This window comes from Actinomadura geliboluensis, assembly GCF_043197915.1.
GTDB classification, from domain to species: domain Bacteria; phylum Actinomycetota; class Actinomycetes; order Streptosporangiales; family Streptosporangiaceae; genus Spirillospora; species Spirillospora geliboluensis.
Map to the genome: position 1 here is coordinate 779,687 of NZ_JBICUA010000003.1, position 18,143 is coordinate 797,829.

Below are 18,143 nucleotides of genomic sequence, written 5' to 3' on the forward strand. Positions count from 1 at the left end.
CTAGCGGAATCCTGGAGTGCTTGCGTACGGAGCGGCCTCGGAGTCGGTGAGGTCGGCGTGCAGGGTGTTCCAGAAGTCGAGTTCCTTGTCCTCTTCGAGGTGGGCGATGCGGCCCCAGAACTCGCGGTCCTCGGCTTCGTGGGCGGCGGCGAGGGAGAGGGCGGGCATGAGGGTGGTGCCGGCGTCGGCGGCGTCGAGGTCGGCGGGGGTGACGTCGGCGGGGAGGGCGACGGGGGTGGAGGGGCGGTGGTGCTTGCCGCGCTTGCGGACGCGGATCGGCGGTGTGGTGGGGGCCTTGGCGGCGGCGGCGCGGCCGGCGGCGAGGGCGACGGTGCCGCAGAGGATGAAGGCGAGGATGCCGCCGAGGACGACGTCCTGGGTGGGGAGCTGTTCGGCGGGGGCGCTGTGCTCGGCCTCGTGGGTCTTGGCGGCGGTGACGGGGGCGCCGACCTTGTCGACGGTGGGGGCGGGTGCGGCGTGCTTGGGGGTGTACTTGGCCTCGACCTTGATCTTGGACGGGTAGCCGAAGCCGACGACGGTGTCCATGTCGCGGGTCTTGCGCATGAGCTTGTAGCCGTCGGCGTTGCCCTCGATGGTGTGGAGGGTGCGGCCGTCGACCTTCTCGACGATGCCGACGTGGTCGATCTGGTCGATGTCGCCGGAGCCGTTCCAGTCGTAGAAGACGATGGCGCCGGGTTCGGGGTCGTGGCCCCAGGCGTCGTTCTTCTTGAACCACTGGGCGTGGTCGACGGTGGAGGCGAACTGCCCGGCCTGGTCGGTGACGTCGGCCTTGTCGGCGGCCCAGGCGAGGAACATGTCGCACCAGGGGGCGGTGGAGAAGTACTCGTCGTGGTCGCCGTCGACGTTCTTGCGGTACCACTCGCCGAACTTGGTGTACCCGTCGCCCTTCTCGGTGTAGCCGAGTTCGGTCTTGGCGATGTCGAGCAGCTTCTTGCCGATCGGGTCCATCTCGCTCCCCTGCGCCTCGCTCGTTCGGGCAGGGTGCGCCCGACCGGGGCGGAACGTGCCCCGCTCCGATGGTCACGTTCCGATCTCGACGGAATGTAGCGGAGGTAAACGAGGGGCGGCAAGCGGTTCCCGATAAACGGTCAAAACGGACTACTCAGTAGTAGCCACGCGGGAGGACGGTGACCGGACACGGCGCCGCGCGCAGCACCTTGAGTGCGACCTCGCCCAGGAAGACGCGGTGGGCGGCGGCGTCCTCGCTGGACGCGCACACGAGCAGCTCGCCGTCGGTCCAGTCCACGTCGTCCAGCGCGTCGGCCACGTCGTCGCCCTCGGCGAGCTCGGCGGTCACCTCCTCCGGGAGCAGGTCGGCCGAGTCGAGGGCGAGCCGGATGGCGAGGGCCAGGTCGTCGCGGAGCGGGTCGCCGGCCACGTCCCCGACGGCGAGCGTGACGAGGCGGAGCGGCACCTCCAGCCGCTCGGCGGCCTGGGCGGCGCGGATGACGGCCTCCTCGCACTGGGGCCGCCGGACGTACATGACCGTGATCCGGCTCGGCTCGTCCGGCGGGGCGTAGCCGGACGGGGCGAGCATCACGGCCTCGGTCGCCGAGTGCAGCAGGTGGTCGGCGGCGGCGCCGACGCCGATCCGGCCGCGGGCGCCGCCCTCGGGGGAGCCGACGACGATCAGGTCGGCGCCGATCCGGCTGGCCAGCACGGTGAGCCCGCGCCCGACGCTGCGGCCCTCCTGGACGATCAGGTCGGCGGGCTGGTCGTCCAGCTGGTCGGCGAGCTGGTCCAGCGCGGCCCGGGCCTCGCCGGCGGCGGCCGGCAGGTCCGGCGGGTGGACGGTCGCCACGCTGAGCCGGCCGCCGGTCAGCGCGACGATGCCGCGCGCGAGGTCCAGCGCCTCCCGGCCGCCCGCGTCGGGGACATAGCCGGCCAGGACGTGTTCACCGATCATGTACCGAGCATTCCCCCGGGGCGGCCCCTCAGACCAGATGGGATTTGAGGTACTTTTTCCTGGTTGTCACTCTTTGGGGGGATTTTCATGGGCGCCGAGGTTTCCGACCTCGAAGCCGGCCGCTGGAGCATCGATCCGGTCCACTCCGAGATCACCTTCACGATCCGGCACCTGATGACCACCGTGCGGGGCTCGTTCCTCGACTTCGGGGGCGAGGTCGTGATCGGCGAGGACCCGCTGGACTCCACCGCCCGCGCGGAGATCCGGATGGGCTCGATCGACACCCGCAGCGCCGAGCGGGACGAGCACGTCCGCTCCGCCGACTTCCTGGACGTCCGGCGCCACCCCGTGATGATGTTCACCGGCACCGGGATCGAGCGCGCCACCGTCGGCCGCCGCGCCCGCTCGCCCCGCTACCACCTGGACGGCGAGCTGACGATCAAGGACGTGACCCGTCCGGTGCGGCTGCTGACCGAGTTCCACGGCGTCGGCGCCGACCCGTGGGGCGGCACCCGCGCGGGCTTCACCGCGACGGCCGCCATCAGTCGCCGCGACTTCGGCATCGAGTTCAACGTCCCGCTGCAGGGCGACCGGGTCATGCTCGGCGACGAGATCACCATCGGGCTGGAGATCCAGGCCGTCCTCGCCACGGCGGACACCCCCGCCTGACCGGGTGCGCCTGACCCGGTGCGCCTGACTGCGCGCGCCTGACTGCGCGCGCCTGACCGTGTGTTCCTGACCATGCCCCGCCTGGCCGCATCCCGGCCGGCCCCCGCATGGCCGGGACGCGGGAGTGCCCGGCTAGATGGCCGTGTGGGCGAGCCAGTGGTCCACCAGGGACGCGTCGCCGGTCACCTTCAGCCCGGCCGCGTCGGCCTGGGCGAGCCGCCGGGCGAGCAGCAGCAGCAACTCCTGGACGGGCCCGTCGACGGTCACATCCGCGCCCCGCGCCCTCTCCTCGAAGCCTGCGCCCTCTTCAGAGTTCGGCCCCTCCTCATAGACGGGCCCGTCCGGCTGGCGGGTGATCAGCCAGCCCGGCAGGGACGGCTCCGCCGGGCGCAGCCACAGCGTCTCGCCCGTGCCGCGCAGCTCCGCCAGCTCCGGCTTGTGTGCGGCCGCCGTCGGCGCCGTCAGCAGCCCGAGAAACTCGGTGATCACATCGGCGGCGTGGTCGGGCGCCACCGTGAACGCGGTCCCCGCGGCCAGCGCCGCATCGGCGTGGTGGACGGCGGACTCGTTCGCCATCCGCCGCAGCCACATGACGGTCGACCACGCCCCGAGCATGGGGTGGTCGACGGTCTCGTCCGGCTTGGCCTCGACCGCGGTGATCAGTGCCTCCGCCCCGTCGCTCAGCCAGCCGGGCCAGGCGGCGGGGGAGTCCGGCACCGTGCGGGGCAGGCTGTCGATGACGTCGGTGCCGCCGGTCCGCACCAGGTCGGTCGCCCACAGGTACGCCTGGCCGACGTGCCCGACCAGGTCCTGCAGCGTCCACTCCGGACAGGTCGGCACCCGCGTGGACGGGTCAGCGCCCGCCGCGGCCTCTGCGAGCCCTCGGGCATGCTCGCGCAGGCCCTCCTTGAAGCGTGCGGCCTCCAGCACGTCGTCTCCCTCCATAGGTCTTCTGCTGTGGTCTCCTCGTTGGCGCTCGTAAGGTAGGACCTCCAGCCTGCTGGAGGTTCAACTGGTGTGAGCGAAGACACATCGCTGGGGATCGGCGATCTGGCGGCGCTGACCGGGGTGTCCGTGCGCACGATCCGCTTCTACTGCGACGAGGGGCTCCTGGAGCCGGAGCGCAGCGCGGGCGGGCACCGGCGGTTCGACACCGCGGCGGTGGACCGGCTCCGGTTCGTCCGGCGGTTGCGCGCCCTCGGGCTCGGCCTGCCCGCCGTCACGTCCGTCCTCGCCGGGGACCGCTCGCTGGAGGAGGCCGTCACCGCCGAGCGGCGCGCCGTCGACACTGAGCTGGCCGCGCTCGCCTGGCGCCGCGCCTCGCTCCGCGCCGTCGAGCAGGCCGCCCCGGCGGACCGGGCGGCGCGCCTGGACCTGCTCGCCGCCGTCCACGACGGTCCGGCCGCGCGGGACGTCCTGCTGGAGTTCTGGCGCCGCCGCATCCTGGTCCCGCTGCCGGACGCGGCGGTACGCGAGTTCCTGGAGCGCAGCGTGCCGGAGCCGCCCGCCGACCCGACGCCCCGGCAGGTCGTCGCCTACGCCGGGATGGTCGCCGTCGCGAGCGACCGGCCGCTGCTGCGCGAGTTGCGCGCCCTCGGCCGGGTGAACGCCGACCGGGTGCGGGACGAGCCGACCCTGATCACCGGTCTCGGCGAGGCGGCGGCGCTGGCGGCCCCGCTGGTCGCCGCAGGCGCCGAGCCCTGCCCCGGTCCCGCCCTCGACCTGTTCGTCGCGGCGCACGCGGCCGGCCGGGACGAGCGCGACACCCGGCGCTTCCGGCGCGACCTGCTGCCCGCCGTCGCCATGGAGCAGGACCCGCGGCTCCGCCGGTACTGGACGCTGTTCTCCGAGGTCACCGGCGAGCCCGCGACCGCCGGGACGATCAACACTTGGCTGGTCGACGCGCTCGAACGCGACATCGCGCACGCCGCCGCCTGACGCTCTGGCGGTCTGGCCTGAAGCTCTGGCGTTCTGGCCTGGAGCTCTGACGCTTTGAAGCTCTGACGCTCTGGAGCACCCCCGCCACACCCCCCGGCACGCAGGCCCTGGCATGCCCCCTGGGCTGGCCCCTGGAGGCCCTGGTCCGCTCCCCGGAAGGCACTGGTCGGCGGCCGGAATACGCGCCCTGCACGAGCGGTTCCGGTAGAATAGTTGAAGGTTCTACTATTTCGGAGGCCGCCATGCAGTTCGGGATCTTCACGGTCGGCGACGTCACGCCCGACCCGACCACCGGCCGGGAGTCGACGGAGGCCGAGCGGATCAAGGCGATGGTGGCGATCGCGCTCAAGGCCGAGGAGGCGGGCCTGGACGTCTTCGCGACCGGCGAGCACCACAACCCGCCGTTCGTGCCGTCCTCCCCGACGACGATGCTCGGCTACATCGCGGCCCGCACCGAGCGGCTCATCCTGTCCACCGCGACCACGCTGATCACCACCAACGACCCGGTGAAGATCGCCGAGGACTTCGCGATGCTCCAGCACCTCGCCGACGGCCGGGTGGACCTGATGATGGGACGCGGCAACACCGGCCCCGTCTACCCCTGGTTCGGCAAGGACATCCGCGACGGCATCGCGCTCGCGATCGAGAACTACCACCTGCTGCACCGCCTCTGGCGCGAGGACGTCGTCGACTGGGAGGGCAAGTTCCGCACGCCGCTCCAGTCGTTCACCTCGACGCCGCGCCCGCTGGACGGCGTCCCGCCGTTCGTCTGGCACGGCTCGATCCGCAGCCCCGAGATCGCCGAGCAGGCCGCCTACTACGGCGACGGCTTCTTCGCCAACCACATCTTCTGGCCCACCGAGCACTTCCAGCGCCTCATCGGCCTGTACCGGCAGCGCTTCGAGCACTACGGGCACGGCTCCGCCGACCAGGCGATCGTCGGCCTCGGCGGGCAGGTGTTCATGCGCAAGAACTCGCAGGACGCCGTCCGCGAGTTCCGCCCGTACTTCGACAACGCGCCCGTCTACGGGCACGGGCCGTCGCTGGAGGAGTTCACCTCCGAGACGCCGCTGACGGTCGGAAGCCCCCAGCAGGTGATCGACAAGACCCTGACGTTCCGCGACCACTTCGGCGACTACCAGCGCCAGCTGTTCCTGATGGACCATGCCGGGCTGCCGCTGAAGACCGTCCTGGAGCAGATCGACATGCTGGGCGAGGAGGTCGTCCCGGTGCTGCGCGAGGAATTCGAGGCGCTGCGCCCGGCGCACGTCCCGGCGGCCGCCCCGACCCACGCGTCCCGCCTCACCGAGGAGGTCCGATGACGACCCTCGCCGTCGTCTCCGCCGGGCTCGGGCAGCCGTCCTCGACCCGGTTGCTCGCCGACCGCCTCGCCGCCGCCGCGGCCCAGGCGCTCGGCGCGGACGCCGCCGTCGAGACGATCGAGCTGCGCGACCACGCGCACGCCATGGTCGACGCGACGCTCACCGGCTTCCCGTCCGGGCCGTTCCGCGAGGCCGTCGAGACCGTGGCGGGCGCCGACGGCCTCATCGCCGTGACGCCCGTCTTCAACGCGTCCTACAGCGGCCTGTTCAAGACGTTCTTCGACGTCGTCGAGCGGGACTCGATGGAGGGCAAGCCCGTGCTGCTCGGCGCGACCGGCGGTACGGGGCGGCATTCGCTGGCCATCGACTACGCGATGCGCCCGCTGTTCGCCTACCTGCGCGCGACCGTGGCCCCGACGGCCGTCTACGCGGCGTCGGAGGACTGGGGGAGCGGCGAGACCGGCCTGCCCGACCGCGTCGCCCGCGCCGGCGCCGAACTCGCCGCGCTGATCCAGGCCCGTCCGGCCCCGGCAAAGGAGGACCTCTACGAGAACCCCGTGCCCTTCGAGCGGCTCCTCGCCGGCGGCTGAATCCCTTGTTAAGGCTTGGCTTATATAAGTCGAGCCTGTAGCTTGGGGATGTGCACGCGTTCGATGTTCTGGGTGACCCGGTACGGCGCCGGATCCTGGAGCTGCTCGCCGACGGCGAGCGGTCCTCCGGTGAGGTCACGGCCGTCGTCCGGGAGGAGTTCGGGATCTCCCAGCCCGCGGTCTCGCAGCACCTGAAGGTGCTCCGCGACAGCGGGTTCGCGGTGGTGCGGGCGGAGGGGACGCGCCGGCTCTACGCCGTCGACGCCGCTCCGCTGCGGGAGATCGACGCCTGGCTCGACCGGTTCCGCCGGTTCTGGACTCCGCATCTGGACGCCCTGGCGACCGAGATCGCGCGGGGCAGGCGCGCACGCCGAAACGACGACTCAGGGAGCGAACCATGATCGAAGTCACGGGGCAGATCAACGCGGTCCGGCGCGCGGTCGGCGAGCGGGTGCTGGAGACCGGCACCGCGCGCACCGCGACGGTCAGCCAGGTCTACGACACCGACGTCGAGGACCTCTGGGACGCCGTCACCAATCCCGAGCGCATCCCGCGCTGGTTCCTGCCCGTCTCCGGCGACCTCCGGCTCGGCGGCCGGTACCAGCTCGAAGGCAACGCGGGCGGGACGATCGAGCGCTGCGACCCGCCCAAGGGCTTCGCCGCGACCTGGGAGTACGGCGGCCAGACGTCCTGGATCGAGGTCCGCCTCACCCCGGAGGCGGACGGCCGGGCGCGGTTCGAGCTGGAGCACATCGCCCACGTTGGCGACGACATCTGGGACCAGTTCGGCCCCGGCGCCGTCGGCATCGGCTGGGACCAGGGCCTGCTCGGTCTCGCCCTGCACCTGGCGACCGGCAAGAGCGCCCCGGACGAGGTCGGCCCCGACTGGTCCCTGTCGGACGAGGGCAAGGAGTTCACCCGGCAGAGCGGCGAGTCCTGGTTCACGGCGCACGTCGCCTCCGGCGCCGACGAGGCCGCCGCCCGCGCCGCCGCCGACCGCACCATCGCCGCCTACACGGGCGAGGCGGAATGACCCTTCGGACGTGACGCCGCTCCGGCGTCCCCTGCCCGGCGCCGGTCAGCCGTAGAACGCGCTCTGCCTCGCCTTTCCCGGGCCTTGGAGCGCGGCTCGGCAGAATGACGCGGATGGACGTGAGGATGGGCGTCCGCGTCGAGGGAGTCGTGCAGGGCGTCGGATTCCGGCCGTTCGTGCACGGGCTCGCCACCGGCCTCGGGCTGTCCGGGCTCGTCGGCAACGACGCGGGCGGCGTGTTCATCGAGGTCGAAGGCGCACCCGACGAGATCGGCCGCTTCCTGGACGGGCTGCGCACGCGCCCGCCGCGGCTCGCGGTCGTCGAACGCCTCACCACCCGCCGGCTGGACGTGCGCGGGCGGGCCGGCTTCACGATCGTGGGCAGCGACGCGTCGGGGGAGCGCCGGGCGCTCGTCTCCTGGGACTCCGCGACCTGCGACGACTGCCTGCGCGAGATGCGCGACCCGGGCGACCGGCGGTACGGATACCCGTTCATCAACTGCACGAACTGCGGGCCGCGCTTCACGATCGTGAAGGACGTCCCGTATGACCGTCCCAACACCACCATGGCCGGCTTCGCGATGTGCGGGGCGTGCGCCGCCGAGTACGCGGATCCGGCCGACCGCCGGTTCCACGCCCAGCCGACGTGCTGCCCCGCCTGCGGCCCTTCCCTCATCCTGCACACGCCCGGCGACCACCGTGGGGTCGTTCGCGACCTCCATGTCGCTTGTGGGTCGGGCCCGTATGGCGCTTCTGGGGTGTCTGGCGTCTGCGATCCGCATGCCACTTGGGGGGAGCCTGTTGTTCGCGACCCGCTGCAGGCTGCGCGTGATCTGCTCGCTGCCGGCGCCGTCCTCGCGGTGAAGGGCCTCGGCGGCTACCACCTCGCGGTGCGGGCGGCGTGCGGGAGTGCGGTCGCCGCGCTCCGCGCCCGCAAGCACCGCGAGGACAAGCCGTTCGCCGTCATGGTCCCCGACCTGGCCGCCGCCCGGAGCCTGTGCGCACTGTCCGACGCCGAGGAGGCGCTGCTCACCGGCCCGCGCCGCCCGATCGTGCTGGCGCGCCGTCGCCCGGACGCGGCACTCTCCGACGCCGTCGCACCCGGCGGCCGGTACCTCGGGCTCATGCTGCCCTACACCCCGCTGCACAACCTCCTCGTCACCGAACCGGTCGTGCTGACCAGCGGGAACATCTCGGACGAGCCGATCGCCCACCGGGACGCCGACGCGCTCGAACGCCTCAGCGGGATCGCCGACGGATTCCTGCTGCACGATCGCCCCATCCACACCCGCACCGATGACTCCGTGGTGCGCGTCTTCCGGGGACGCACGCTGCCGGTGCGCCGGTCTCGCGGCTACACGCCCGAGCCGCTCCCGATCGCGAAAGGGCGCTCCGTCCTGGCGTGCGGCGCCGAGCTGAAGAACACGTTCTGCCTGACCCGCGACGGCCGGGCGTTCCTTTCCCAGCACATCGGCGACCTGGAGAATTACGAGACGCTCCGCGCCTTCGAAGAGGGCATCGCGCATTTCCGGCGGCTCTTCGACATCGTCCCCGAACTCATCGCCTACGACCCGCATCCCGAATACCTGTCGACCAAATACGCGCTCGACCAGGATCTGCCGGTCATCGCCGTCCAGCACCACCACGCGCACATCGCCTCCTGCCTCGCCGACAACGGCCTTGACGGCCCGGTGATCGGCGTCGCGTTCGACGGCACCGGATACGGGACGGACGGCACGCTCTGGGGCGGCGAATTCCTCGTCGCCGACCTCCACGGTTTCGAAAGAGCCGGCCATTTGGACCCGGTTCCGCTGCCGGGCGGCGCCGCCGCGATCCGCGAACCCTGGCGGATGGCGGCCGCCTACGGCGTCCCCGAAGACCTCCCGGTGGCCGGACGCCCCGAGTGGCCGACCGTGGCGGAAATGGCGCGGCGCAGCGTCAACGCACCGCTCACCTCCAGCATGGGACGGCTCTTCGACGCCGTCGCCGCCGTCCTCGGCGTCCGTGACCGCGTCAACTACGAAGGCCAAGCCGCAATAGAACTGGAGCAGCGCGCCGACCCCTCCGAACGTGCCGCATATCCGGCGGCCATCACCGGATCGGCGGCCTTCACCGTTGCCGGGGATGACCTACTGAACGCGGTGGTGACCGACCTGCGCGCGGACGTTCCCGTTCCGGTGATCGCCGCCCGCTTCCACAACGGCGTCGCCGCGCTGGTGGTGGACGCCGCGTCCCGGATACGCGAGAGGACCGGCCTCGACCTGGTCGCTCTCTCCGGCGGCGTGTTCCAGAACATGCTCCTCCTGGAACGGACTGTATCGCGCCTCGCGGACGCAGGTTTCGACGTGCTGACCCACCACCGCGTCCCACCCAACGATGGCGGTATCAGTCTCGGCCAGGCGGCCGTGGCCACCGCCCGGCAATCTTGCGGTTGACCTTGCGTGCGGTGTCTTTCCCAGGCAACCGGCTGGTTATCCATCGAGCACGTCGCGCGGGTAGTCCTGAGAGGCCATTTGCGTCAATGAGCCGCGCGGCGACACGGGTGGGCGGCATGATCATCCCATGGTGGACATGGACGGAATGGATGATTCGCCGGGGCGGGAGCCGCTGTCATGGAGAGTACGGCGCTGGGCTGCACCGATGGCCATGGCCGTAGCGGTCGTGATGTCCATCGCCGCCGTGCAATTGCTGGCGGACGACCAAGCCCCCTTCACGACGCCTCGCTCGGGCGACCAGCGCCCGCGCTTCATGCTCACGGTGCAGCGAATGGCGGATGGCCAGCAGGGTGAAGGCCCCGCGCCATGGTTCGAGGTGCTCGCCTTTCGGCCGGACGGACAACCACGGCTGGTGGGCTCGGTCGAGCGCCCTCCGTCCGCCGGCGAAGCCCAGACAATCCTCGCGGGCCCTAAAAGCTCGTTCATAGTCGCCGCCACACGGGAGAAGCCGTGCGAGACGCGGTTCTATCGAGGCGAGTTGGGCGCGGACGGCAAGGTGAGGAGCATCAAGCCATTTCACCATGGCGCCGTCCCGGCCCTCGTTGCCGGATTGGCGCTGAGCCTGGACGGTGACCGCCTCGCCTACACGACGGCTCCGTGTACACGAGACGGCGAGCGCCCTCCGGAGCCGCGCGCCAACGTGACCGTCCTCGACATCGACTCGGGCCATCGCCGCACCTGGGCGACGGCGACCCCGTCGGTCATCGGTCAGATCGTCTGGGCCCAGGACGGTCGGACGCTCGGCTACACCATCGGCGACGTCCACATCGGGTCTGTTCCCGGAGCCGAAGTTCAGCCTGGGCAGGCGCTGCAGCCGGGTAGGCCTGTCGAAAGCAAGGTCCAGGGTGTCACCGTGCACGCGCTCGACACTGACGAGCCTGGGACAGACGTCCGTGCGGGTCGGGTCCTGTTCCGTCAGTCGGATGACTCCCTGATCACATCCGCGGTGATGAACCCGGACGGCCGCACCGGCTACGGCGTCATGAAGAAGAAAGAATCGTCGAGCACCGTCATCTTCTCTTTCTCCGAGGGGAGACCGATGCGTGTCACGAGTACCATCCCGCGAAAGCCGAATGTCGCTTCAGCAGTTGTCCTCGGCTCTGACGAGCCTCTTTACGCTTGTCTGAACGGCCTCGATTCGTTCGGAAGGGTGATCGAAGGCGGCTTCTCTGCAAACCTGTCCAGAAGTGGGGGTTGCGGAGCCGACTACATCTTCTGATGCCTGCTGCCGGATGGCTGGTTGCGAGTGCTCAAACGGCCCCTTCTTTCCCTTGGCGCCTATGTTTTGATGCCTTGCCTGTGGGGAGTCTGGTCGCGCCGTCCAGTTCGTCATGGTCACGGTTCATGGGAGGTCGAGGTCGCCCAAGGTGAGCGCGACATCGAGTGCTGGGCGATGCTGCTGGTACTGCCTCCGGGTTGGTTGGGTGACCTCGGCTTCTTCCTCGCTTCAACGGCCTTGGCGGTGTCGGACGGTTGTATGGCGGATGGCTTCAGCGCTTGGTAGGGCCGTCCGCTCCAGCCCAGCGATCTTCACTGCTGCTGTGGATTCCCGGAAAGTACGGAACCCGGGAGGGCGCTAACGCGGGGTCTCCTCGCGCCAGTCCGTTTTGTGGGAATTGGTTGCGCGCCCCGCGTCAGTGGCGGCTGGCCAAGCTTGGCTCGCATGATCTTCCACTGGACCAGGCCAACCGTAGATCGTCTCGGGTTGCTAGCGAGCGTTCTGTTGTTGCTCAAGGTTGCGGCGGTCTTTCACCGGATTAGTGCGGTTTCTGTGGGTGCCCGGTTGCGGTGACCCCTGGCAGGTCGGCGCGGACGCTTCGGTCGCTGTGGGCTGGAGTCACTTCGGCTGGGCTCGCTGGCAAGGGTGTGGTGATTCGGCTGCGGGTCTGTGCATGGTTGCTGGCCCCGGGGCCTTCGGCCCCGAGAACTTCGGCTAGGTGACCGGGTTTCCCTTTCTGTGCCCGGAAGGGGGTGAAATATCCCGCAACGCGGTCAGCCTTCAAGACGGGCAAACTATTTTCCGGAACGGCTGTACGATAGCGTGACTGTTCGATAACATAGAGTTATGCGTTCGAGTGAGATCGATACCGCGTCGATGTCCACCAGCCAACTGGTACACGCGGCCGCCTCGATCGCCACCGAACTCGCCACCCGCACCGCCCCCGAATCACCGGCCGCGTGCATGGAACTCACCGAAACCCTCGCCACCGCCACCGACCTGCATGAAGCCGCATTGTCGGAATTGATGGGCGTGGTCGACCGGTCCCGCGAAGTGCAGCGGTGGGGATACCCCTCCACCCGCTCCTGGCTGCGGTCCCGCCTCGGGATGCGCGAGTCCCGCGCCAAGGAACGCCTCACCCTGGCCCGGCAGCGCCACCGCGTTCCCGAGATGACCGAGCGGTGGACCACTGGCCACCTCTCCCACGGCTACGCCGCCACCATCGCCGAAGCCGTCACCCGACTCGACGACGATGACTGCCCCGCGGCCGAGAGCATCCTGCTGGGCATGGTCGAGCAGGGCTTCTCCGCCGGAAAGGTCGCCAGCTTCGGCAAGCGGATCCGCGACGTGATCGCCGAACGCGACGGCACCGAACAGGCACCCGAGGATGCCCAACGTGGTTATGAGCGGTCGTGGGTCGACTCGACCCGCTCACTGGACGGCGGCCGCTACATCAAGGGCTGGCTGAACGCCGAAGACGCCGCCATCTGGGACGGCACCCTCGGCCCGCTGGCCAAACCCGCCGGAACCGACGACCACCGCGACCTGTCCGAACGCACGGCGGCAGCGCTGACCACGGTCCTGTCGGGCGGGCACAAGGCGACCAAGGTGACCGTCATCTGCGACCTGGACACCCTCACCGGCGGCACCACCCCGGCAAGGCTGACCGACGGCACCCCCATCCCGGCGGTCCAAGCCCGCCGCATCGCGCTCAGCGCAGGGGTGTCTCCGCTCCTGCTCGGCGGCGGCAACACTCCGCTGTATCTGGGCCATCGGGTCCGGTTCGCCACCGCCCCACAGCGCCAGGTCCTGGAGACCATGTACTCCACCTGCGCGGTGCAGGACTGCGAAGTACCCGGGACGCTGTGCGAGGTCGACCACGTCAACGGCTGGGCCCTCGGCCACAGCCCCACCGACATTGACAAACTCGCCCTCACCTGCGGATGGCACAACCGCTTCAAGCACACCAACCCGCACCAGATCGCCATCACCAAAGACTCGACCGGACGCTACCGCTACCGCCTCCTCCCACCCGACACCCCACCACCCACCCCCCAAACACCACCCGCCACCAAACGCTGGACCACCACCACACACCACGCCCACCCACGCCCCCGCCGCACCCGACCAACCACACCCAGAAGCCGCCGCCAAACCGCCGGCCCCTAACACCAGCGGCAGAGGAGCCAAAGCGAGTACCGCCTCACCCTGAAGCAGATCCATCGGCGCTTCGGCGACCTAATACCAGCGGCAGGGGAGCCAAAGCGGGTAGCGCCCAAGGGGTGTCAGGCGCGGAGAGTTCCTTGGCAGCCGTCCGATCTTTGATGGATGTCCAGTCCTTTGGCGACTTCACGTCTGCGGCTCGCTGTGCGGGGTTCCATCGCGTTCGTCGTAGCTCCGCCACCGACATCGCGATGGTCAAGGTACGAGGGGGCGACCAGCATGATGCGACCGTTGTGGTCACGAACAGGCCACCTGCCGCCGCGCCCGCGCGAGCCGAGGACGCCGCCGAGCCGGCCACCGCTCACGGGCCGCCGAGCGTAGGAGGCGGAGACTGGGACTAAAAGGTGTGCACGCGACGGGCCCGGGACGTTGAGACCTCCAGTAAGACGGTTGCCCTCTCCCAACCGCTGTCAGGAGGTGACGCGGTGCCCGGCGCGGACGCCATCGTCGGCGGCTACACCGCTCAGCAGGCCGACACTGGACGGTCCGCAGTGCGCCGACCTCGCGCTGCCCGTTCTCGCGGGACGCGTCGCCCGCGAGGTCCCCGCCCAGCCAGACGGTGAGCGCCTCGGGGGACCCTGCTCCCGCGCCCGCAGGACGGGCGGGAGGTCGCGGCGGCCGTGGCGCGGCAGCCGCGCGCACACCGCCTCGAGGGGCCGATGAGGATGAGGGCAATGAACAGGTGCTGCTTCTGGCCGACCGCACAGCTTGGTTTGTCGCAGGTCGGTGGGCCGCTGATCGTGGTGGCGGGGGCCTGCCGCACTACGCCAATCTTGCGCCCCTTCCGTCCCCCGGTCCTCGGTTCGGGTGGGGGGCGGCACGGCGGTCATGTCCAGCGGGGGGAGTGGGGTAAGAGTTGATCTCCGTGTGAGCCTGTTGTCGCAGGTTAAACGCGACTTTGCGGTTGTCGATCTCGAGGTCTGGTGTGGTGCCGTCCTCTCCGTGCAGCCCGAGTTCTGACCGGGTACTTCAGGCCTATGTAGTGGCCGGTCTCGGTCCACTCGGCTGTCTGTTCCATCAGCACGGTGTCGAGGAGGCGGACGAGCGCGGTCCGGTCAGGGAAGATCCCGACCATCTCGGTCCGCTGGCGAATCTCCTCGTCCGGCTGCCTTCGAATTGTTGGCCCCGCTCTGCCGCCATGGCTGCGACGGCAACGCGGGGGAGGCTCAGCAGACCGGGTTCAGAGCCCGGTCCAGGTGCTCTGTCGCGTCAGGAGGCTTGTCCTTCAGCGCGGGCTTCCTCGGCGGCGGGCCTCGCAGAGGGGGCGCGGCCGGAGCCTTACTACGCACGGCGAACGGGTTGGACCGCCCGTCGCGCCGTTTGCCGGGGCGACTTGCGCTCCTGGTGGACGGGTCAGCCCGCCCGTCGCGCTGTTCGGCGGGCGGCTCGGGTCGCCTGGTGGGGGCCTGGCCGCTCCTCCGCCTCGCGCCGCGCGCGGAGCCCGCCCTCGCGCCGGTTCGCCTCGCGCAGGCGGGGGGCCGGGTTCGCGGCAGGGGCCGTCTTGCGCCGCGCTCGAACCAGTCCGGCCGCTCCGACCACCAGGACCCCTCGGGTCACTGGGTCTCCTCGGACCAGCTCTCGCCTGCCCGGCCGCCGGTCTCGATGGGGGGCCTGGCCGAAGCTGGTGCGTACCAGGGTGGCCGCCCACGGCTGGCAGCACTTGGGCCATCCTGGTCAGCCGCAGCTAATGTGCGCTCGGCAGGGTGGCCTGGTCGCCTCGACCCGTTCGGCATGGGCTGGCCACCAGCACACGCACCTTGACGATCTGGCCACCCTCACGCACCTTCCGGGGCAGGGCGTCCAGTAGCTTGTGCATTTCGCTGACTTGGAGATGCCACCCGCCGCGGCGATCACCCAAGCAGCTATGAGGTGGATAACCCCCTGACCAGGGCCTGATCGACCCGGCGACGCCGCTTCAGAAGCGATTCCGGGAAGTAAGACCCCACACAGTGCTGTCCATGGAGTGTGCTCTTCTCCTTCGGTCTTGGTGGCGTTCCACGTCACGACGCCATGCCCCTCGCCGACCAGGGGCTTCGCAGGCTTCCGTCGGGCGACCACCGGTCTGTCCGGTGCAAGGTGGTCGCTTGCCGATCGGCATGTAGGTATATCGCCAGGTGAAGACTGGCGGCGCGACGGATGCTCTCGCGAAGCTTCGCGAGGAGTGGGCCAGTGCGGTGATCACATACGTTCGTCGGGTTGGTGACACGCCGGTCGGGGGCCGGGGGATCGCGGAGGACGTTGCCTTCCCGTCCAGGACGGCGGGCAAGACCGGAACGGTGGAATTCGGGGAAGGTGGCGACCCGCCCGCCCGCGCATGATTCATCGACTACCGCGCCGACCTGGCGTTCGACCTGGCGTTCGACCTGGCGTTCGCCGTGAGCGTCGAGGGCGGAGGGACAGGCGCCGAAGCCGCTGCCTCTATCGCGGCGCGATTCCTCAAGGCCACCGGGTGAGGAGCCGAGGGCAGGCCGCCATCCTCGCGGCCGAGGCTGCTCACCGTGCCTGTTGAGCCCTTGAGGCCGACCAGGCCGTCCAGCCCCGGCTGAGCACATACGCGGCGAGCAGCATGAGCGTGACCGCTCCGTCGGCGATCAGCGCCGCGCTGGCGCCGTCGGTCCCGCTGCCGAAGGACAGAGCGGCCAGGGTCAGGCCGAGCTTGTTGAGGATGGCGAGCTCCCAGATCCCGGCGTAGAGCCGGGGGCGGTAGCCCAGCAGCAGGAACGCGCCCGCGAAGACACCGAAACCGAGCATGCGCCAGGTCTCGACCATGCGTGTGGCCGGTCCGGCGTCCGCGACGTCGCCCACTGCGCCGGCCACCGCGGCGACGGCGCCGGCGGCGGCGAGGACGAGCAGGGCCCGTGCGACGCGGTCACGGATCCGCGCGGAGCCGGTGCCGGTCTCGACGTGAATGGATTGGGCATGAGCGGACATCGACGTCACCTTTCTCCCTAACGGCGTTAGGATCGCTACCCTAACACCGTTAGGACGTACTGGAAAGGCGGGACGGATGGCTTCCCACGCACTGAGTCGGCTCACCCCCCGAGCCCGGGAGATCGTGCAGGCCGCGCGGCAGCTCCTCGAGCAGGAGGGCCCCGATGCGCTATCGATGCGTCGGCTCGCCGCCCAGCTCGGGATCCGCGCCTCCTCGATCTACGAGCACCTCCGCGACAAGCAGGCACTCGAGGCGGCGCTGATCTCGGTCGGCTTCGAGGAGCAGGCTGAACTGTTCGCGCAGGCCGTCCATCGATCCGACGCCCCGATCGCCGCCCTCACCGCCGCGTACCGCGACTTCGCGCGCCGCCAGCCGAACCTCTATCGGCTGATGACCGAGCGGCCCCTGCGCCGCGACCTGCTCACCCCCGGCGTCGAGGAGGCGGCCGCGATGCCGCTCCTCGACGCCACCGGCGGTGACCACGAACGCGCACGGGCCATCTGGGCCTTCACGCACGGCATGGTCATCCTCGAACTGAACCAACGCTTCCCACCTGACGCCGATCTCGACACCACCTGGCACAAGGGCATCGACGCGTTCCACGACGCGGGCCGCTAATGCGAAGTCCACGAACGTTTGCCGGTGCTATCACGCTGCCTTGGTGCGTGGGAGGGCCCAGCGTTGTTGTCGTTCGCTGCGGACGCAGATGCGGATGCGGACGCGTTCGCGGCGTTGCGTGGCCAGGACGTCGAGGTGGCGGGCGTTGGCGTTGCGCCACCGCAGGGAGGCGTGCAGCCTGCGGTCGAGCACGGTGTGGTCGGGATGGTTCGAATCGCCCATCACGAAGGTCCGCAAGGGCCCGAACTGTGCTTCGGTCGGTTTCGCCCACGAGGCGTAGGTCGGTGTCAGGCACAACTCGACCTTGTTCTTGTTCGCCCAAGTGCGGGTCGCCGGGGTCTTGTTCGCCGACAGGTTGTCCATGACCACGTAGATGGACGCGCCCCCGGGCGCGCGGCCCGGATCGACTTGAGCGCGGCGAGTGAGTGATCGCCGCCCTTGCGTCTGCGGATCACACCCCACAGCTGGTCATCGCCCAGGGATTAAGACCGTGGAAGTAACGGATGCCGTGGGTACGCCGGTAGGTCGCCGGCAGCCGGTCCGGCCGGGACAGCGGCGCCCACGCCGACCCGTGGCATGAGCGGATCGATAGCGGCCCGAACTGGTCGAAGGTGAAGTCCGATCGGGGAACGGCTGGTGACGTGCTCGATCCGATTCAGCTTGGCATCGGAATCCGGGTCGGACGATTCCTTCCAGGTCCGGGTGCGCTGGAAGGAGATTGCACGTGAGCGCAGGATCTGCCGGAGCCGTTCCCGGCCGATAGCGATGGTGCGAGCGGCCCCGGCCGCCAGATAATCGGCGAGTTTGCGGACGCTCCAGTGCGTGAACGGACGTTCCAGCTTGACCGGACGCGTGGTGGCCGTCTCGACGATGGAGGCGATGTCATCGTCGCTGATCAGGCGGGGACGGCCGCCCGCCCACTTAGGGTCCGGGCAGGTCGGCCCGCGCTCGTTGAACGCGTGGATCACATCCCGGACGGTGTCTTCATCTGCGGCGACCAGCCGGGCAATCGCCGACACCGGTGTCCCGGACGCAGACGCCATGATCATCATCGCCCGGCAAACCCGCGTCGACTCGCCTTTGCCTCGCCGCACGATCGGGGTCAACCGCTGACCTTCTTGGTCAGTTAGCCGCCGTGCCCGAACCGGAACCGGCTCTGCCGCCCGATGGCCTCACC

General features: G+C 70.3%; 17 protein-coding genes. 10 read left to right on the forward strand and 7 right to left on the reverse strand.

Translation table 11 applies throughout. From position 1 onward, the window contains the following. On the reverse strand, nt 1-969 hold the full coding sequence (locus ACGFI1_RS13780) for a CHAP domain-containing protein (RefSeq protein WP_364550591.1): 969 nt from the start codon (nt 967-969) through the stop codon (nt 1-3). A 154-nt stretch (nt 970-1,123) separates the two neighbouring features. Beyond that, nucleotides 1,124-1,927 carry a universal stress protein gene (locus ACGFI1_RS13785; protein WP_392734522.1) on the reverse strand — a complete coding sequence of 268 codons (804 nt, stop codon included), beginning with the start codon at nt 1,925-1,927 and terminating at the stop codon, nt 1,124-1,126. A gap of 87 nt (nt 1,928-2,014) precedes the next feature. Here ACGFI1_RS13785 and ACGFI1_RS13790 point away from each other — a divergent pair, with 87 nt between their 5' ends. Continuing rightward, on the forward strand, nt 2,015-2,596 hold the full coding sequence (locus ACGFI1_RS13790; RefSeq protein WP_386869256.1) for a YceI family protein: 582 nt from the start codon (nt 2,015-2,017) through the stop codon (nt 2,594-2,596). A gap of 132 nt (nt 2,597-2,728) precedes the next feature. Here ACGFI1_RS13790 and ACGFI1_RS13795 read toward each other — a convergent pair whose 3' ends face one another. Then, nucleotides 2,729-3,541: a maleylpyruvate isomerase family mycothiol-dependent enzyme gene (locus ACGFI1_RS13795; RefSeq protein ID WP_392785401.1), complete on the reverse strand. Its 813-nt coding sequence runs from the start codon at nt 3,539-3,541 to the stop codon at nt 2,729-2,731. A gap of 72 nt (nt 3,542-3,613) precedes the next feature. Here ACGFI1_RS13795 and ACGFI1_RS13800 point away from each other — a divergent pair, with 72 nt between their 5' ends. The 8 genes from ACGFI1_RS13800 to ACGFI1_RS13835 all read left to right on the forward strand — a co-directional run bounded on the left by ACGFI1_RS13800 (nt 3,614) and on the right by ACGFI1_RS13835 (nt 13,362). After that, a complete protein-coding gene (locus tag ACGFI1_RS13800) occupies nt 3,614-4,534 on the forward strand; it encodes a MerR family transcriptional regulator (protein WP_392785403.1) in 921 nt (306 codons plus the stop codon). Between the two features lie 242 nt (nt 4,535-4,776). Beyond that, entirely contained in the window at nt 4,777-5,856 is a 1,080-nt protein-coding gene (locus ACGFI1_RS13805; RefSeq protein WP_392785405.1) for an LLM class flavin-dependent oxidoreductase, read from the forward strand. Further along, nucleotides 5,853-6,446 (forward strand): FMN reductase, encoded by a 594-nt coding sequence (locus ACGFI1_RS13810; RefSeq protein ID WP_392785407.1) that lies wholly within the window; start codon nt 5,853-5,855, stop codon nt 6,444-6,446. The genes ACGFI1_RS13805 and ACGFI1_RS13810 overlap by 4 nt, the downstream gene beginning before the upstream one ends. Before the next feature lie 50 nt (nt 6,447-6,496). Continuing rightward, nucleotides 6,497-6,847: an ArsR/SmtB family transcription factor gene (locus ACGFI1_RS13815; RefSeq protein WP_138640326.1), complete on the forward strand. Its 351-nt coding sequence runs from the start codon at nt 6,497-6,499 to the stop codon at nt 6,845-6,847. Next, nucleotides 6,844-7,479, forward strand: a complete 636-nt coding sequence (locus tag ACGFI1_RS13820) for an SRPBCC family protein (RefSeq protein WP_387076832.1) — start codon at nt 6,844-6,846, stop codon at nt 7,477-7,479. Before ACGFI1_RS13815 ends, ACGFI1_RS13820 begins: the two co-directional genes overlap by 4 nt. Nucleotides 7,480-7,592: 113 nt before the next feature. Further along, the gene (hypF, locus tag ACGFI1_RS13825; RefSeq protein ID WP_392785409.1) at nt 7,593-9,914 is read left to right on the forward strand and encodes a carbamoyltransferase HypF; all 2,322 of its coding nucleotides are present in this window, start codon (nt 7,593-7,595) and stop codon (nt 9,912-9,914) included. Between the two features lie 127 nt (nt 9,915-10,041). Next, nucleotides 10,042-11,193 carry a hypothetical protein gene (locus tag ACGFI1_RS13830; RefSeq protein ID WP_392785411.1) on the forward strand — a complete coding sequence of 384 codons (1,152 nt, stop codon included), beginning with the start codon at nt 10,042-10,044 and terminating at the stop codon, nt 11,191-11,193. Nucleotides 11,194-12,039: 846 nt separating this feature from the next. Next, nucleotides 12,040-13,362: an HNH endonuclease signature motif containing protein gene (locus ACGFI1_RS13835; RefSeq protein WP_392785413.1), complete on the forward strand. Its 1,323-nt coding sequence runs from the start codon at nt 12,040-12,042 to the stop codon at nt 13,360-13,362. 940 nt (nt 13,363-14,302) lie between these two features. Here the strand turns inward: ACGFI1_RS13835 and ACGFI1_RS13840 are convergent. Together ACGFI1_RS13840 and ACGFI1_RS13845 are read right to left on the reverse strand one after the other, a co-directional pair. Beyond that, nucleotides 14,303-14,533: a transposase gene (locus tag ACGFI1_RS13840; RefSeq protein WP_392785543.1), complete on the reverse strand. Its 231-nt coding sequence runs from the start codon at nt 14,531-14,533 to the stop codon at nt 14,303-14,305. Between the two features lie 1,376 nt (nt 14,534-15,909). Next, a complete protein-coding gene (locus ACGFI1_RS13845) occupies nt 15,910-16,347 on the reverse strand; it encodes a hypothetical protein (protein ID WP_392785415.1) in 438 nt (145 codons plus the stop codon). Between the two features lie 76 nt (nt 16,348-16,423). On the opposite strand from ACGFI1_RS13845, the gene ACGFI1_RS13850 reads away from it, so the two are divergent. Continuing rightward, complete coding sequence (locus ACGFI1_RS13850; RefSeq protein WP_392785417.1) at nt 16,424-16,966, forward strand: TetR/AcrR family transcriptional regulator; 543 nt, start codon at nt 16,424-16,426, stop codon at nt 16,964-16,966. Between the two features lie 30 nt (nt 16,967-16,996). On the opposite strand, the gene ACGFI1_RS13855 is transcribed toward ACGFI1_RS13850, so the two are convergent. Together ACGFI1_RS13855 and ACGFI1_RS13860 are read right to left on the reverse strand one after the other, a co-directional pair. Beyond that, a complete protein-coding gene (locus ACGFI1_RS13855) occupies nt 16,997-17,329 on the reverse strand; it encodes a hypothetical protein (RefSeq protein ID WP_392785418.1) in 333 nt (110 codons plus the stop codon). Between the two features lie 119 nt (nt 17,330-17,448). Then, the gene (locus tag ACGFI1_RS13860; protein ID WP_392785420.1) at nt 17,449-18,072 is read right to left on the reverse strand and encodes a helix-turn-helix domain-containing protein; all 624 of its coding nucleotides are present in this window, start codon (nt 18,070-18,072) and stop codon (nt 17,449-17,451) included. Between the last annotated feature and the right edge of the window lie 71 nt (nt 18,073-18,143).

Coding starts and splice junctions, on each gene's coding strand:
- ACGFI1_RS13780 (WP_364550591.1), bottom strand. CDS start 969: ATGGACCCGATCGGCAAGAAGCTGCTCGACATCGCCAAGACCGAACTC.
- ACGFI1_RS13785 (WP_392734522.1), bottom strand. CDS start 1,927: ATGATCGGTGAACACGTCCTGGCCGGCTATGTCCCCGACGCGGGCGGC.
- ACGFI1_RS13790 (WP_386869256.1), top strand. CDS start 2,015: ATGGGCGCCGAGGTTTCCGACCTCGAAGCCGGCCGCTGGAGCATCGAT.
- ACGFI1_RS13795 (WP_392785401.1), bottom strand. CDS start 3,541: ATGGAGGGAGACGACGTGCTGGAGGCCGCACGCTTCAAGGAGGGCCTG.
- ACGFI1_RS13805 (WP_392785405.1), top strand. CDS start 4,777: ATGCAGTTCGGGATCTTCACGGTCGGCGACGTCACGCCCGACCCGACC.
- ACGFI1_RS13810 (WP_392785407.1), top strand. CDS start 5,853: ATGACGACCCTCGCCGTCGTCTCCGCCGGGCTCGGGCAGCCGTCCTCG.
- ACGFI1_RS13820 (WP_387076832.1), top strand. CDS start 6,844: ATGATCGAAGTCACGGGGCAGATCAACGCGGTCCGGCGCGCGGTCGGC.
- hypF (WP_392785409.1), top strand. CDS start 7,593: ATGGACGTGAGGATGGGCGTCCGCGTCGAGGGAGTCGTGCAGGGCGTC.
- ACGFI1_RS13830 (WP_392785411.1), top strand. CDS start 10,042: ATGGTGGACATGGACGGAATGGATGATTCGCCGGGGCGGGAGCCGCTG.
- ACGFI1_RS13835 (WP_392785413.1), top strand. CDS start 12,040: ATGCGTTCGAGTGAGATCGATACCGCGTCGATGTCCACCAGCCAACTG.
- ACGFI1_RS13845 (WP_392785415.1), bottom strand. CDS start 16,347: ATGTCCGCTCATGCCCAATCCATTCACGTCGAGACCGGCACCGGCTCC.
- ACGFI1_RS13850 (WP_392785417.1), top strand. CDS start 16,424: ATGGCTTCCCACGCACTGAGTCGGCTCACCCCCCGAGCCCGGGAGATC.
- ACGFI1_RS13855 (WP_392785418.1), bottom strand. CDS start 17,329: ATGGACAACCTGTCGGCGAACAAGACCCCGGCGACCCGCACTTGGGCG.